Below are 16,229 nucleotides of genomic sequence, written 5' to 3' on the forward strand. Positions count from 1 at the left end.
GATGCTTGTAGATGCTGGTGTTCTAGCTATTTTTAGCACAGCTACAGTTGTTGTTCATTGCGTGGGAGTTATACATGCAGCCCATGCAGTGATGAATGTGCGTTCTTCTCAAGGGGCAATTGCTTGGAGCATTTCTTTAATTACCTTTCCCTGGCTAACGATTCCGTTGTATTGGATTTTAGGAAGAACTAAATTTCATGGATATGCTGAAACACTGCGCTCAGTCTATGCACAACACTATAAGCTTTTTCATTCTACTTATAACGAACTGATTAAATTTCAGGTTGCACCACCAGATAATCTAGCCCAGTTGCAACCATTAGCAGAGGCTTTTACAGACATTTCTTTCACATCAGGGAATGCTGCCGAATTACTGATTAATGGTCAGCAAACCTATGAAGCGATGCTGAAAAAGATTGCATCGGCGACAAATTATATTTTGTTTCAATTCTATACTGTTAACGATGACCAATCAGGTAATGAGTTTAAAGAAGCGTTGATTGCTAAAGCCAAGCAAGGAATAAGCATCTATTTTCTCTACGATGAAATTGGTTCTAAGAAACTATCTCGCCCTTATATCCAATCTTTACAACAGCATGGAATTGCAGTGAGTGCATTTAACACCACTAAAGGTCAGGGTAATCGGTTCCAATTGAATTTTCGTAATCATCGCAAAATTTTGGTGGTGGATGGAGAAATCGCATTTGTAGGTGGACTAAATATTGGTGATGAATATTTAGGAAAAAATCCTCGTTTGAGTCCTTGGCGCGATACTCATATTATGCTTGAAGGCCCAAGTGTACAAAGCTTACAAAACTCCTTTGTGCGAGATTGGTATTGGGCAACTCGAAAACTTATCGAAGTTAACTGGCAGGTAAAAATTAATCGGGATAATCAAACTGTATTGATACTTCCTACAGGGCCCGCAGATCGTCTGCCAGCTTGTAAGCTTTTTTTCGTCGAACTCATTAATCAAGCTCAAACTCATCTGTGGATTGCTAGTCCATATTTTGTGCCGGATGAGGCAACATTGTCAGCTTTAAAACTGGCAGCAATGCGAGGTGTGGATGTGCGAATTCTCTTACCAAATCGACCCGATCATTTATTTGTTTATTTATGTTCCTTCTCTTACTACACCGAAATGGAAAAAATCGGTATCAAGTTGTATCGTTACAAAAATGGGTTTATGCACCAGAAAATTATAGTCATTGATGAGAATCTAGCAGGGGTAGGAACCGTTAACTTAGATAATCGCTCTTTTTCCCTCAACTTTGAAGTTATGGGTTTTGTTACCGAGCCTCGGTTTGTCCAAAGTGTGAAAAAGATGTTAGAGGATGATTTAGCTGTCTGTGTTGCTGTCGATCTTAATGAGTACGATAAAAAACCTTTTTGGTTCAAGTTAGCTGTGAGAGTCTCTCGATTGCTGACTCCTTTACTTTGATCGCTAATATATGGATTAATAGAATAATCCATCAGGCAAAGTTAGAGTAATTTACTCAGTGGTGTTGCTAAACCGTCAAGGCTGACAAGATTTTTCTTCTGTTGATATTCTCTAACTCCTTCTTCGCCTTTTTTAGTAGCCCAGTTTACTAGAGTCTGTCGCTGACCTTGATATTCATAGAGTGGTACGCCAAAACCACAGGAAGTCTGGATTGTTTCAATGTCAGCGACGATAATTTGACGAGTTCCTGGTATCGGCAAAAATAGAGAATACAACGAGTCCCACTCTGGAGAATTCGGTAAAATCGTGGTTCCTTGACCGTAAAGACGCAAGATACACGCGGGTTCTTGAAAGGCACAAAACATGAAGGTTATCCGCCCATTTTCTTGCAAATGGGCTGACGTTTCGTTACCACTGCCTGTAAGGTCTACATAACCTACTCGCTTGGGAGACAAGATACGAAAGCAGTCCTGACCTTTAGGAGACAGGTTAACATGACCCGTAGGACTCAAAGGTGCAGAGCCAACAAAGAAAAGGTGTTGGGCAGCAATAAAGTTTTGCAGTTCTTCAGTAATACAGTCAAATAATTTAGACATAGACTGTCTGATTTATATTTACAAATTGATCGTTTTTTCAGCCTATGTCTTAGCTAAAAATCTAGCAAGGTATAATTACCGATGTCTGGTTTATCCCAAAGGAGTAGGAAGTAGGGAGAAAACTGTTACTGTCTCATATATCGACTAGCCATTTGGATGGCATCAGCGATATCGACATCACCATCACCATCAGCATCCAAAAAGGAATTTAGGACGGGATTGCCGCCAGCTTGGGGATTTTGAGCATTGGCACCTGATTGCAAAAACTTTAGCACCAAAGGTACTGCCAAAGGTAGCAATTGTTGAACGATACCAGCATCCAACCCAGTGCGCTGGGCAGCAACTTCAGCTACTTGCTGTTGTATCTGAGGAGAAAACAACGAATTGACGGCTTGGGGGTTAGCAGAAGTACCAGCATATTGACTGACTAAACTTTGTGTGGCTTCATTACCATCTGTAGCTTGTTTGTCTTGTAAAGCAGAACGTACTTGACCACCCACAATTGACAAAACTGATTGGATGGTAGAAGGATTTGCGCCTGTGCGATCGCTCAACTGCTGTACAGTGTTAACAATGCTTCCTATTTCACCTAAGCTGCCCTGTTGATTGGGATTAGCGACGGCACCAAGAATTTGATCGAAAAGTCCCATAAGTTTGTTTCTCTTTTTGTTCTCAAAAACTTGCCAAAACTGGCTTAAAGTTTTTTGTGTACGCAGACTTTTGTAAGTCTACTAAAAGATTAGAACACGTGAGCTTATAATTTGTGAAAAATACTTCAAAGTTCCTACTCAAAAAAATAAATCGCTGTCTGTAGAAGAATGTTCATTTATTTTGCAGACAGCGGTCGCAAAACGCTCAACTTATTTGCTTTACGCTAATGCCGCTACTTTCTCTAGTAAGCCTTGAAACAACCTCAAGCCGTCACTACCCCCTAGCATTGCGTCTGATGCCCTTTCTGGGTGCGGCATCATTCCCAACACATTGCCTCGGCGATCGCTAATCCCGGCAATGTTGTTCAGCGAACCGTTGGGGTTTTCGCCTTCATAGCGAAATATGACTTGCCCGTTATCTTCAATTTCTGCCAGAGTGGCTGCATCAGCGTAGAATCGCCCCTCTCCGTGGGCAATGGGCAAAGTGATTACTTCACCAGTTGTATAAGCTTGCGTCCATAGATTAGTACGCTCAACTTTCAAGGGGACGCGATCGCAAATAAAATGTAAATCCCGATTTCTGGTCAACACTCCTGGCAAAAGTCCAGCTTCAGTTAATACCTGAAAGCCGTTACAAATACCGAGGACAAACTTACCCTTTTGGGCGTGTTCTACAATTTGTTGCATCACAGGTGAAAAACGCGCGATCGCACCACAGCGGAGATAATCCCCGTAACTAAAGCCACCAGGAATAATCACAACATCTAAATCAGCAATATCTGTTTCTTGATGCCAAACCATGCGAGTTGGTTGCCCCAGTAAATCTCTGGTTACATAAGCAACATCGCGATCGCAATTAGAACCGGGAAAAACAACAACACCGAATTTCATGATTAGTTAGGGGAGTGGAGAGTGGCTGACAGGTGTAGGTATTTTACAATAAGGAAGAGTTGCGGTAATAAAACTCATCAACAGGGGTGGCAGGAAATGAACTCCAGCAATGAAGATGAGTTTCATGCTCTATTTTCTAGTTTCCAGTTGTGAATACTCACAACCACGTAATAAGGGAACTCCAAAAAATAAATTGTCCAATTTTTGGAATCAAAACAACTTTTCCTCCCCCTACCCCCTGCCCCCCCAGGGCTGATTCATTCCATTTCAAACAGGATTTGTCAAGATGGTTAGCGATAAAAATTGTAAGTGAGAGTGAGAACCAGATGAACTTTTAAGCACTTGAACACCAGTAAAATTGTTCATTTTCTCGCCACGTTGGTAACAAAACAATCAATCTTTAATTGCTAGAACCCTTGATTTTTAAAGCTATTTAGGGAATGAAACAGCCCTGCCTGCCCCCCGGTCACTGAGCGTAGCCGAAGTGCTGCTCCCCTGCCACTTCCTACGGCACTCCCTTCTGTTGCTCGATTGCCTTACTGGGCGGAATCTGTTCAAGAGGAATTAGTGCTTCGATTACCGACTTCACAATTGGCGCGGCGACAGTAGAACCATAAGCACTTTCTCCTTTTGGCTCATCCACCAGTGCAAACACTACATAGCGAGGAGATTCCACGGGTAAAATAGCCACGAAACTGGTCATTCTCGCACCCTTGATGTATCCGCCATTGGGACTAGCTTTTTGGGCTGTACCAGTTTTACCAGCAATGCGATATCCCGGAATTTGTGCCGGCTTACCGCTGCCTTGAGTAACAACAGTTTCCATCATTTCCACAACCTTTTGAGTTGTTGCGGTTGAGAAAATTTGCCGGGGGATGGTGTGAGTGGGTGAATCATGCATCTGCCCTTTGCTATCAATCAACCCGCGAACTACATGGGGTGTAACTAACTTACCGCCATTAGCTAATGCACCGTGCATTTGCACTAGCTGCAAGGGTGTCATGGAAAAGCCTTGTCCAAAGGAAGTAGTAGCTGCTTCAATTGGCGAAGCGATAAATTCTTCTTGACTTTTGAGCCGTCCGCCGACTTCAAAAGGTAAATCCGTATCAACTTTTTGTCCTAGCCCTAAGCGTTCTAACCAGTTGTAGTAAATTGAAGGCTTTAAACGTTGGATAATTTGCACCATGCCAATATTGCTAGAATATTGCAAAATCTGAGCAATGCTGATTCGCCCATTACCATTATTCATCGCATTTTTGATGGTGTAATTAGCAACTCGAATCGAACCGGAGTCATTAAACATATCATCTGGTTTGATGATGCCATTTTCCAGAGCGATCGCCACGTTCAAAGGCTTAAAAGTCGATCCCGGTTCATAAAGATCCGCTACTGTCCAGTTTTTAAATAGTGAAATATCAGATTTAGCATATTCATTAGGATTATAAGTAGGCTGAGAAACTAGGGCCAGTAAGGAACCATCCAATGCATCCATGACAATTACCGCTCCACGTTTGGCGGCAAACTTCTGCATCTGTTCTTTGAGCGCAATCCGAGCAATTCGTTGCAGACGGCTATCGATAGTCAGTTGTAATCGCAAATCGTCAAAATGCAAAAAACCTTCGGGCGCCCGATCCGGCATCAGAGTCCCATTCCCTGACCGACTGAGCCGTACCGTTTGTACAGGACGTTCTAGCAACTTCTCTTGAGAGTATTCCACACCAGCTTGACCGCGGCGGTCAATGTTCACGTAGCCCACCACATCAGCAACCAAATCGTCTGGCGGGTAATATCGGGAGTATTTTTGAGTCCACTCCAGGCCATTTAAGCGTAATGAGATGACGCGATCGATAATTTCTTCTGGTAAAGCTGGCGCAAGTATAATTCCGCTTCTTTTGCTTTCAAAAGTTTTCACCAATTCAGCAGTATCTTTTGCCAAAATTGGGGCAAGTCGCTCTGCCATATCTTCATTAGACTTATCAAACAGCTTGGGATGAGCATACAAAGTATATACAGGGCGGTCAATAGCCAACAGATCGCTATTGCGATCTACCACTGGGCGACGGGGCATAAAAGGTCGCACATTCACCATTTGCTGATTGCGTGCATACTCAGTTAACTTTGGCCCCTTGACAATTTGGAGATTATACAAGTTAATAGCCAACCCCAACCCTGATGCCATTAATACGCCCCAAACAATAAACAGTCGGGACTTAGTGTTGGATGTTTGGTCTTGCATACTAGAGGCTAATTTTCCCAAAAGCCCTCGTTTATCACCCTTGTGTCGCCCTGTAAATTTTGGATTCCGAAACTTTCTGAATTTTGTTTTGCTTGGTGACTTCTGCATTGGGTTCGTCCTTTGTCCTCTCTTTCAAAGTTCTGATGCCTGCGGCGGGCTACGCCAACGGAGGAAACCTCCGCTCAGACTTTGCGCTTTGTCTGTTGCCTTTTGTGATTAACCAGAAGTCTCAGTCCTAATGACTAATGACAAATGACAAATGACTCTTAGAGATTAGTATCCCAGTGGCGAGAGTGTTTGCGGTTGGGTTTCAGAATTTGGCGTTGTGTTAGGCGATGCTGATTTAGGACTTTGAGATGCAGGAGGCAAGAAAATCACTCCTTCAGGAGTTGGCGATACCAGCCCTGCTGTTGGTTGTTCTGCTTCATTAGCCATTTTATTTTTCAGCGTCGCGTTGGTGGTCGTTAGCAGCCGTTCATGACGTTGGAGGTTTTGCAGTCTGCGATATGACTCACCCCAAAGCTCTTGAGAATAGACTGTCCAACCATAAACAGCAAGTGTCGATGCTACTAACAAGAACGCCACAACTGACGAATAACGATGAAAGGTATACAAGCGCAGCAACCACAAAGGTGCAGCTCCAGAATTAGCCATTGTGGGAAGCCCAAGAAAATCTTCCCCCGGACTCTTTTGGTTCGCATTCAACTGTTCGTTGAGATTTGGTAATTGTTGTCTACCCAACTCTTTCACCGATTTAGCTACAACTGCCTTATTTGTGGGAGAAACCGCTAAATTTTTCGAGGAACGCTGCTGTCTTGAAGACGATGCTGGTGTAGAAGCACTCCCTGCTGCTGACTCCATAGGCGCAGAACGTCGCCTTCCTAAAGAAAGGATAGAATCTCGCCGGAACCAATTACCCCTTGTAGAAACAGTAGATTTACGAGCAACTACCATAAATTTTTAAATTTTTTAGATGGAAAATACTGCGCTTTTAGATTGATTGTCTGTTTTGCTAAGGTTTAAATCACCTTCTGTGCAACCAGCACACATAACAGACTATACCCTTTTAACTTTTCTGATAGGTAGCTGTATCAATGTTTTGCATCCCCTAGATATGCAATGTTTGCAATCAGCGATTAGAAACTGGACAGCTTACCTTTTAGGTATCGCACCTAAAGTATGGCAACGTCAGGTAGCCAGATGCAATACTCTGTGAAAAAAATAAAATTTTTTGCTATCATAGCTCCGTTTGCTAAATAAGTTGGTATTTTTCGTTTTGCTCCTGAGTTAAGAGAAACTAATCAGGATAGTAATTCCAAAAACAATACCCCAAAGGATTGTTTTTTTTAAGTATGTAATCTCGCAGAATTTAAAAAAAGCAATAAATACGGTATCGTATTCAACAGGCGAAAAATTGTTCTAGCCACAATTGGTGAAAGAGGAGTTATGAAAACAAAAATCTTTGGTTTTGCTTTAATGTTAAGTCTGGCTGCAATTCTTGGGGCCTGTGAAGGTGGTGGTGGTGATGGTGCTGGTACTGCTACTCCAGCCGCTACAGGTGAACCAACTGATGCACCTGCTGTTAAGACTACTCCTGCCGCAACTCCCGCAGCAACTCCCGCAGCAACTCCCGCAGCGACTACTCCTGCTAAACCTAAATAAGGCATCTTAAACTTTAGTTTAAATTGCGCCCAGAACTACTTAGTGACAGCATTCCTCACTATCTAGCTCGAAGTATCGCTCGAATTAATTGGGTTCACGAAAAAACCTCATTTTTATGCTGGTTTATTAGAGCCGAGAGTTTGCTCAAATATCAACTAAGTAGGGCAGGAAGTAGAGGACACTGGTAAAGAGGGTTATGTCCTCTACCAAGTGTCCTTGTGAAAGTCCCGCCCGCTCAAACCTTGTTCTCAGTCCAAGGGAGTTGAGTTAATCTAAGCTATTCATTTGGCATTTTAAATTACTTATACTACTGAGTTGTGAGAGGGTAAAATATTTATCGCGATCGCTGGCAATTGCTCTTGAGCATTCCTGTAGTCTATTCCGTATCAGGAAAGACTTGGTAATCTCCCTTGATATTGCCAGATTTTTATTGGGAAAATTTGGGTATGAGAAAAACAGATTTTCATCCTGCGTTGTGAAGGTAGTTCAGGAGATGAGGAGAGTTAAAACGAGAAAATCTCTAAAATTACTGAGCTTAATAGTAATTAGTGCTATTTTTATTTTTTTAAGTAACTATTGGAGATCGGCAGCAATAGCATTACCGCCACCAGAGGATACACCAGAAGAAATATTACGGACAAAGATTATTATAGAAGCGCGATCGCCTATTGATGGAAAATCCCTAACAGCTGCCGAGTATATCCAATTACAAGCCCAGCTACAAGAAGTCCCGCCACCAAAACTAGACCCCAAAATTCGAGAACAGATTTTCTTGCTGCGCTTACGTAAAACCTTATTACAGTTTTTTCCATTTTTAAATTTTTGATAAATTCGTCATTAGTCATTTGTCATTTGTCAAGAGTTATTCTCCCCTGCCTCCCCTGCTCCCCTATACCCAACGCCTCATGCTCAATACCCCATTCTGATGTAGGATAACGGTGGCGACAAAATTGCAAATAAATGTAAAGAATATATATAGATATTAAAAAAGTAGATTTAGTCAATCACGTTATTTCACTTAGGTAGCTTCATGTCCATGACCACGATCGCCCCTGAACAGGTTAACAGCATCGTTTGGAATCAGCATAACGATCCCTTTGAAATACTAGGTTCTCATCCTATAGAGCAAGACGGCAAAACTGTCTGGGCTGTACGGGCTTACCTACCAAATGCAAGTGCAGCATGGGTGGTTCTTCCCGAACAACGCAAGGAATACCCAATGCAAACAGTGCATCATCCCCACTTTTTTGAATGCACGATTGACACTCCAGAACTGGCAAACTACCAGTTACGGATTAAAGAAGGGGAACATGAGCGTGTCACCTATGACCCTTACGCTTTCCGTTCTCCCAACTTGACAGATTTTGACCTGCATTTGTTTAGTGAAGGCAACCATCACCGGATATACGAAAAGCTGGGAGCGCACCCTACGGAAATAGGCGGCGTTAAAGGCGTTTATTTTGCAGTTTGGGCGCCTAACGCTCGCAACGTTTCATTGTTGGGAGACTTCAACCTCTGGGATGGACGTAAACACCAGATGCGTAAAGGCCGCACCGGAATTTGGGAATTGTTTATTCCTGAAATTGGTGTAGGAGAGTCTTACAAATATGAAATCAAAAATTTTGAAGGGCACATTTACGAAAAATCCGATCCCTACGGTTTCCAGCAAGAAGTTCGCCCGAAAACGGCATCCATTGTCACTGATTTAGATGCTTATAGTTGGAGTGATGAAAACTGGATGGAAAAGCGGCGTCGCACTGAACCCCTTAACCAGCCTGTCTCAGTCTACGAAGTACATTTAGGCTCTTGGTTACACGCTGCGAGTGCAGAACCAGCGAAACTTCCCAATGGTGAAACTGAACCAGTAGTTGTCGTTTCTGGATTAAAGCCGGGCGCACGCTTCCTTACCTACCGAGAACTAGCTGACCGACTCATTCCTTATGTCAAAGAATTAGGATATACCCACATAGAAATGCTGCCCATTGCGGAGCATCCCTTTGATGGTTCTTGGGGTTATCAAGTAACTGGGTACTATGCCCCCACCTCGCGTTTTGGCAGACCCGAAGATTTAATGTATTTCATTGACAAATGTCACGAAAATGATCTAGGGGTAATTGTAGATTGGGTTCCCGGTCACTTCCCCAAAGATGGACATGGTTTAGCTTTCTTTGATGGTAGCCACTTATACGAACACGCTGACCCCCGTAAAGGCGAACATAAAGGATGGGGTACTTTGGTATTCAACTACGGTCGCCATGAAGTTAGTAATTTCCTCGCAGCAAATGCCCTCTTCTGGTTCGACAAGTACCACATTGACGGAATTCGTGTCGATGCTGTTGCCTCAATGCTCTACAACGACTATTGCCGCGAACCAGGAGAATGGCTGCCCAACCAGTACGGTGGCAGAGAAAACCTAGAAGCAGCAGATTTTCTACGTCAGGTAAATCACATTATCTTTAGCTATTTCCCCGGTGTTCTCTCAATTGCTGAAGAATCTACTTCCTGGCCAATGGTATCTTGGCCAACCTATACAGGCGGACTGGGCTTTAACTTAAAGTGGGATATGGGCTGGATGCACGATATGCTGGATTACTTCAGCATGGACCCTTGGTTCCGCCAGTTCCACCAAAATAACATCACCTTTAGTATGTGGTACAACCACAGCGAAAACTTCATGCTAGCTCTGTCCCACGATGAAGTGGTGCATGGAAAGAGCAATATTATCGGCAAAATGCCAGGAGATACATGGCAGAAGTTAGCTAATGTGCGTTGTTTATTTACCTATATGTTTGCTCACCCAGGCAAAAAAACCATGTTTATGAGCATGGAATTTGGGCAGTGGAGTGAGTGGAATGATTGGACTGATTTGGAGTGGCATTTATTACAGCATGAAGCCCACCAACAGCTAAGAACGTTTTTCCGGGAATTGAACCATCTCTACCGTTCTGAACCAGTTTTGTACACCCAGGATTTTGCTGAACCGGGGTTTGAGTGGATTGATTGTAGCGATAACCGCCATAGTGTAGTTGCCTTCATGCGTCGTGACAAGGATTCTGATGATTTTGCGGTCGTTGTTTGCAATTTTACACCGCAACCCCATTCTCACTACCGCATCGGTGTACCGCAAAAGGGATTTTATACAGAGTTGTTCAATAGCGATGCGCGTCAATATGGCGGCAGCAATATGGGCAACTTAGGTGGTAAATGGACGGATGATTGGTCTTTGCACAGTCATCCTTATTCTCTGGATTTGTGTTTACCACCTTTGGGTGTGTTGATTCTCAAGTTGGATAAGAAGAAGACTGCTGAGGTAATTGGATAACAATTTGGGGTGGGGCGATGCCCCAATACGGTTCGGTTAAAGGGGAAAGGGAAAAGGGAAAAGGTATTGGTTTTGAATACATCCTTTACCCAATGCCTCCAAACCCATTCCCCAGACCACACTCGATTGTGAAAAATGCTTATCCGAACCGTATCGGGTGATGCCCATCCTAAAGATAATTTCGCCTATTTACAGCTACTCAACTCAGTTCTCTAATAAACTCTGGTGAAATTAAATATGCGTTATTACCTTTGTAGAGCCGTAGCATTGCTATGTCTCTACATTCTTTTATATAGCGATTTATTGACTCGCGATCGCTCTAAATTTTTTACCCGTAGAATTATACTTAGTACTCAGGGGAAGCTTACTACTGAAGTTTGCGATGCGATCGCCCTATGCAAGTATTACGTAGCCAAAGATTTGGTAAAACTTATTTAGCTTTTGATATGACTCAAAAGCCTAAATTTTGTATAGTACAAATGTATGATTTGTTAGCCTTGTCTTAGATATTTTATAATTTTATGACACAGATTAAGCCTGAAGTAAAGCGCACAGAAGAATTGCGCCAGTTATTGCAACAAGCAAGCTATGCTTATTACGTCCTAGATGCTCCAATCATGGAGGATGCAGTCTATGACCAGCTATATCGAGAATTGCAACAATTAGAAACTCAATATCCAGAATTGACAGCACCCGATAGTCCGACTCAGCGGGTTGGTGAGAGACCGGCAACACAGTTTACCTCGGTGCGGCACAATATCCCCTTGTATAGTCTGGAGAATGCATTCAATATTGATGAGTTGCAAATATGGGATCAGCGTTGGCGGCGACAAGTACCGAAAATAGATGCAGTGGAATATGTCAGCGAACTGAAAATTGATGGTTCTGCTTTGGCTCTTACCTACCAAAATGGCATTCTAGTTAGAGGCACAACTAGGGGTGATGGGGTGACGGGTGAAGATATTACCCAAAATGTACGGACAATTCGCTCAATTCCCTTACGTTTGAATTTTGAAGGGTTAGAAATTCTCGAAAGAGTGGAAGTGCGAGGCGAGGCGTTTTTGCCGTTGGAAGTATTTAAACAAATTAACGAAGAAAGGCAAAAAGCCAGCGAGCAATTATTTGCTAATCCTCGCAATGCCGCAGCTGGTACACTCAGGCAATTAGATCCCCGCATTGTGGCTAAACGGCGCTTAGATTTCTTTGGCTACACCTTGCACATTCCTGGTAGGGATGACACCAGTATTGCTAATACCCAATGGGAAGCGTTGGAGTTGTTGGAAAAGATGGGTTTTCGAGTCAACCCCAAACACAAACTCTGTGCTTCGATCGCAGAAGTGGCAAAATATTACGAATACTGGGATACGGAACGGCTGAATTTACCTTACATGACTGATGGGGTAGTAGTAAAGCTGAATTCTTTTAAACTTCAGGAACAGCTAGGATTTACGCAAAAATTTCCTCGATGGGCTGTAGCCTTAAAGTACCCAGCCGAAGAAGCACCTACCCGTGTAGAAAATATAGCTGTAAATGTTGGGAGAACGGGAGCATTAACGCCATTAGCAGAGATGCGCCCGGTGCAACTGGCGGGAACAACAGTTTCCCGCGCCACTTTACATAATAGCGATCGCATTGCTCAATTAGATATCCGCATTGGCGATACTGTGATTGTCCGCAAAGCTGGGGAAATCATTCCAGAAGTGCTGAGGGTAATCAAAGAACTTCGTCCTGCTGACACCGAACCCTTCCTTATGCCCAGCCATTGTCCAGTCTGCGGCCAATTGGTGGTGCGAGAATCCGGTGAGGCGGTGACTCGATGCGTCAATGCTTCCTGTGCGGCGATTCTCAAAGGTTCCATTGAACATTGGGTAAGTCGTGATGCCTTGGATATTAAAGGTATGGGCGAAAAGCTGGTATATCAACTTGTTGATAAAGGTTTGGTGGATTGTGTTGCCGATTTATATGAGTTGACAGCAGAGAAGTTATCTGCATTGGAAAGGATGGGGAAAAAGTCGGCAGAGAAATTAGTGGATGCGATCGCTCAGTCAAAAAATCAACCTTGGTCAAGGGTATTGTATGGTTTAGGCATCCGTCATGTTGGCAGTGTCAACGCTCAATTGTTGACTCAGAAATATTTCACTGTAGAGCAGTTAGCAGCAGCAAAGCAATCAGATATTGAAGGCATTTATGGTATTGGTGCTGAAATTGCCCAATCTGTGTACCAGTGGTTTCGGATTGATGCTAACCAAAGGTTGATAGAACGCTTGCAAGCAGAAGGATTGCAATTAACTGCTACTGAGGAAACAAAAATAGTTGGGGATGGTAATCAAAAATTTGCAGGTAAAACTTTTGTAATTACAGGTACATTGCCAACTTTGAAGCGAGATGAAGCGAAGGCCTTGATTCAAAAAGCTGGGGGAAAAGTAACTGATTCAGTGAGTAAAAAAACCGATTATTTAGTGTTAGGAGAAGATGCCGGTTCCAAGTTAGACAAAGCAATTTCCTTGGGAATTACGCAGTTAAGCGAGACGCAATTGTTGGAAATGCTTGAAGATTAAAATCAGATAAAAGCCTGGAAAGCTATATATTTCGCGAACGAGTCCAGGCAATTAACTTATACTTATCAATTAGCCCAAAAGTATAACCGCTCCAACCTGCATTATTTACTTGGGTGATAAAATCTGCTTATGTTTTATATTTTTTAGACTCTGGTATCAATACATATTTAGTACTTCTTAATACTTAACTAATACCAATTTGTAATTAAGAAAGTCAGCTATGATCTGGGTTTCGGGGTTTGAATCTGTTGCCAGATTTTAGAGAATTGGTATAAATATAACTTCATAATCCCTTTTGCGGAATTTTGATATCTTCTTGTGTATCAAACTTTATTGGCTTATATCTTGCTTCTAGAGCGAGTCCACAAGCGTCTTCATTCTCACCGGAGCGAGCAAAAGCGGAACGTTTCCGGCTTTGCTCCTAAATTGTTACTCCTGAATTCTTCTTCAATCTCATTTATCTGAAAACTGGGTGTATAAGCCAAGATGAACAAAAACAATTAAATTTTTGTATCTTTCCAGAGATTTGTTATGAACAAAAGACAACAGGTTTTTAACGGCATTGTCTTGTGGTTGGGACTAGCATTCCTGAGTTTAATGCTACAAAACTTCTACAGTGTATTGCAATATATTTTCTTTTTGCGAGTACCTATAATTGTTGGTCTATTACTGTTATTCTTGCCAACAATTTCAGTAAATACTGGTTTATCAGCAATGTTGAAAAACTTATTTGTACTTCGCGCTAATAATCAGTTGATTGTAGTTATTGGAGGTGCAGTTTTAGCAGGACTGGCTACGATACAAGTTTTCGATATCATCTTGTATAATTCCCATCTTCGTTTTGATGTACCTCAACAGCAAGTAATTCCAGTATTTCTCCAATATTTAATCGCTATTATCTTAAGTCTTCCAATTGCCATTAAGGCGACTCAGCTTTCTAAAAAAGAAATACAAGAAGTAGATCGTCGCTGGGAAGGCTGGGGAATTATATTTGGCATTATTGCAGGAGCTTTATTGCTAATAACCAATTACTTTAACAAGCATTTTTTTGAACATAATCAGTTTTTAAAACAGGTTTTATTAAAAATAATTTCTTTTTTACCAGAAAGAATACAAAGGGGTTATGTAGATGGAGATGGGAATTTAGCTTACGGAATTGCTGCAATAACAGTATTTTCAATTTTTCTATTAATTGTTTATGGGTTAGGTTATTTTATCTTGAAACCTCGCTCAATTAGTAATAGATTTGAAGCCCCTGCTCTTTTTTATATTACTCTCATTTTGTCAGTTATTGTAGTGTGGATAGGAGGTATTTCTTACTTTGTTGATGTGTCTCGCATTCCCACGTTGCTACTATTTTTAGCAATTTCATCTGGTTCTTATGCTATTTTTCAGGTAGACCATTTTTACAAAATATACTCAAAAAACAACTGGCTAAAACCAACAAAAGAAAAGTGGATTAATGTTATCTCTCAACGTCTGAAAAATCAACAAACTGAAGATAAAACTTTAGTAGTAGTTTGTGCTAGTGGTGGAGGTATTCAAGCATCTGGATGGACAGCTAAAGTTTTGACTGGTTTACAGCAAGAACTTGGATCTAAATTTACCAAAGCTATTGGTTGGATAAGCTCAGTTTCTGGTGGTTCTGTCGGTACAATGTTTTATTTGGATAGATTTGGAGATCGGGGTTATCCAGAAGAAAATCAATTAAAACAGATTTTTAAAAGCGCTACACAAGACAGTTTAGATGCTACAGGCTGGGGATTTGCTTATCCAGATTTACTTCGTTTTATTGGTTTACCTTTTGTCTTACCAAAAGAGAAAGAGAAAGATACTACAACTGAACAAGACCGTGGTACTGCTATCGAAATAGATTGGAAAGGAGAAATGAAAAATCCTAATGCAAGTTTAGGTAGCTGGAGTGACAAAATTGACCAAGGAATTATTCCTATTCCTATTTTTAATGCAACTTTAGTTGAAGATGGAAGGCGTTTTTTAGTTAGTCCAATGACTTTTAGTCCGCATAAAGATTGCAAATCTATAGATTTTAATACCCTTTATCCAGAATATGATATTGATGTGACGACAGCCGCTAGATTATCTGCCACTTTTCCTTATGTATCTCCTGTGTGCCGTCCTAGTCAAGATACTAGATGGAATTATCATATAGGTGATGGTGGTTACTTCGACAACTTTGGTATTGGTACTACCATAGATTTACTAAATCAACTATTAGAATCTGAGCAATCTTCCCAAATTAAAAAAGTTGTTTTAATCCAAATCAATGCTTTTCCTGATGATGAGAATCCTCAAAAAGAAAAAGGCGCTCCGGGATGGCAGATGGAAGTTATTGGTTCATTGCTCGCTTTATTAAATGTTCGTAGTGATACACAGAACGAAGGCAATAAATTAAATATAGAACTTTTGACAGACAAGTATAAATGTGGCTACAAGCATGATGAGCCGGAAAAAGTGCAGCAATTTTTAAAAGATAAATCTTGCCAAAAAGGAATAGAAATTATGCATATTCCTATTAAATTTCCTCGTGGTAAAATTAATCCTCCACTTTCTTGGCAGTTAACTCAAGAACAAAAAGAAGCTATTCAAAATGCATGGGAAGATTGGAAAATAAGCCATTTTGACATTATTTCTCAACTAAAAAAGATATTTCCAGAGTGATGAGTATTAATTCATCAAATGATTTAGGATTTCTGTAATAATCCTATTTGATTTATCAGCCGCAGATTCGCGAATTTTTAAAGAAGTTAGGGATCTTGTTTCTCAGTCATGATTCACCATTGATATAGCAAACTAGTTTTGCAGAATCGGATGATTAAACTTCTTACATGAATAAAAAAGCCTCACCCTAAATC

General features: G+C 41.5%; 12 protein-coding genes. 7 read left to right on the forward strand and 5 right to left on the reverse strand.

Annotated features, from left to right (window positions below; translation table 11 throughout):
- Position 1 precedes the first annotated feature (1 nt).
- A complete protein-coding gene (gene cls, locus RM368_RS21980) occupies positions 2–1,441 on the forward strand; it encodes a cardiolipin synthase (RefSeq protein WP_322696001.1) in 1,440 nt (479 codons plus the stop codon).
- A gap of 41 nt (positions 1,442–1,482) precedes the next feature.
- Here cls and RM368_RS21985 read toward each other — a convergent pair whose 3' ends face one another.
- The 5 genes from RM368_RS21985 to RM368_RS22005 all read right to left on the reverse strand — a co-directional run bounded on the left by RM368_RS21985 (position 1,483) and on the right by RM368_RS22005 (position 6,768).
- Positions 1,483–2,037 (reverse strand): pyridoxamine 5'-phosphate oxidase family protein, encoded by a 555-nt coding sequence (locus RM368_RS21985; protein WP_322696002.1) that lies wholly within the window; start codon positions 2,035–2,037, stop codon positions 1,483–1,485.
- A 125-nt stretch (positions 2,038–2,162) separates the two neighbouring features.
- Positions 2,163–2,687 (reverse strand): DUF937 domain-containing protein, encoded by a 525-nt coding sequence (locus tag RM368_RS21990; protein ID WP_322689000.1) that lies wholly within the window; start codon positions 2,685–2,687, stop codon positions 2,163–2,165.
- A gap of 219 nt (positions 2,688–2,906) precedes the next feature.
- Positions 2,907–3,578 (reverse strand): phosphoribosylformylglycinamidine synthase subunit PurQ, encoded by a 672-nt coding sequence (gene purQ, locus RM368_RS21995; RefSeq protein WP_322696003.1) that lies wholly within the window; start codon positions 3,576–3,578, stop codon positions 2,907–2,909.
- Positions 3,579–4,083: 505 nt separating this feature from the next.
- Entirely contained in the window at positions 4,084–5,922 is a 1,839-nt protein-coding gene (locus RM368_RS22000; protein WP_322696004.1) for a penicillin-binding protein 2, read from the reverse strand.
- A 165-nt stretch (positions 5,923–6,087) separates the two neighbouring features.
- Positions 6,088–6,768 carry a hypothetical protein gene (locus RM368_RS22005; protein WP_322696005.1) on the reverse strand — a complete coding sequence of 227 codons (681 nt, stop codon included), beginning with the start codon at positions 6,766–6,768 and terminating at the stop codon, positions 6,088–6,090.
- Between the two features lie 492 nt (positions 6,769–7,260).
- Here RM368_RS22005 and RM368_RS22010 point away from each other — a divergent pair, with 492 nt between their 5' ends.
- From RM368_RS22010 to RM368_RS22035, 6 genes are all read left to right on the forward strand, one after another.
- Positions 7,261–7,476 (forward strand): hypothetical protein, encoded by a 216-nt coding sequence (locus tag RM368_RS22010; RefSeq protein WP_322696006.1) that lies wholly within the window; start codon positions 7,261–7,263, stop codon positions 7,474–7,476.
- 493 nt (positions 7,477–7,969) lie between these two features.
- Entirely contained in the window at positions 7,970–8,302 is a 333-nt protein-coding gene (locus RM368_RS22015) for a hypothetical protein (protein WP_322696007.1), read from the forward strand.
- A gap of 204 nt (positions 8,303–8,506) precedes the next feature.
- Positions 8,507–10,798, forward strand: coding sequence for a 1,4-alpha-glucan branching enzyme (gene glgB / locus RM368_RS22020; protein WP_322696008.1), 2,292 nt, complete (start codon positions 8,507–8,509; stop codon positions 10,796–10,798).
- A 237-nt stretch (positions 10,799–11,035) separates the two neighbouring features.
- Positions 11,036–11,236 (forward strand): hypothetical protein, encoded by a 201-nt coding sequence (locus tag RM368_RS22025; RefSeq protein WP_322696009.1) that lies wholly within the window; start codon positions 11,036–11,038, stop codon positions 11,234–11,236.
- Positions 11,237–11,319: 83 nt separating this feature from the next.
- A complete protein-coding gene (ligA, locus tag RM368_RS22030; RefSeq protein WP_322696010.1) occupies positions 11,320–13,356 on the forward strand; it encodes an NAD-dependent DNA ligase LigA in 2,037 nt (678 codons plus the stop codon).
- A gap of 531 nt (positions 13,357–13,887) precedes the next feature.
- Positions 13,888–16,035 carry a hypothetical protein gene (locus RM368_RS22035; RefSeq protein ID WP_322696011.1) on the forward strand — a complete coding sequence of 716 codons (2,148 nt, stop codon included), beginning with the start codon at positions 13,888–13,890 and terminating at the stop codon, positions 16,033–16,035.
- Positions 16,036–16,229: the final 194 nt, after the last annotated feature.

The organism is Nostoc sp. DedSLP03 (assembly GCF_034530815.1).
Classification (GTDB): domain Bacteria; phylum Cyanobacteriota; class Cyanobacteriia; order Cyanobacteriales; family Nostocaceae; genus Nostoc.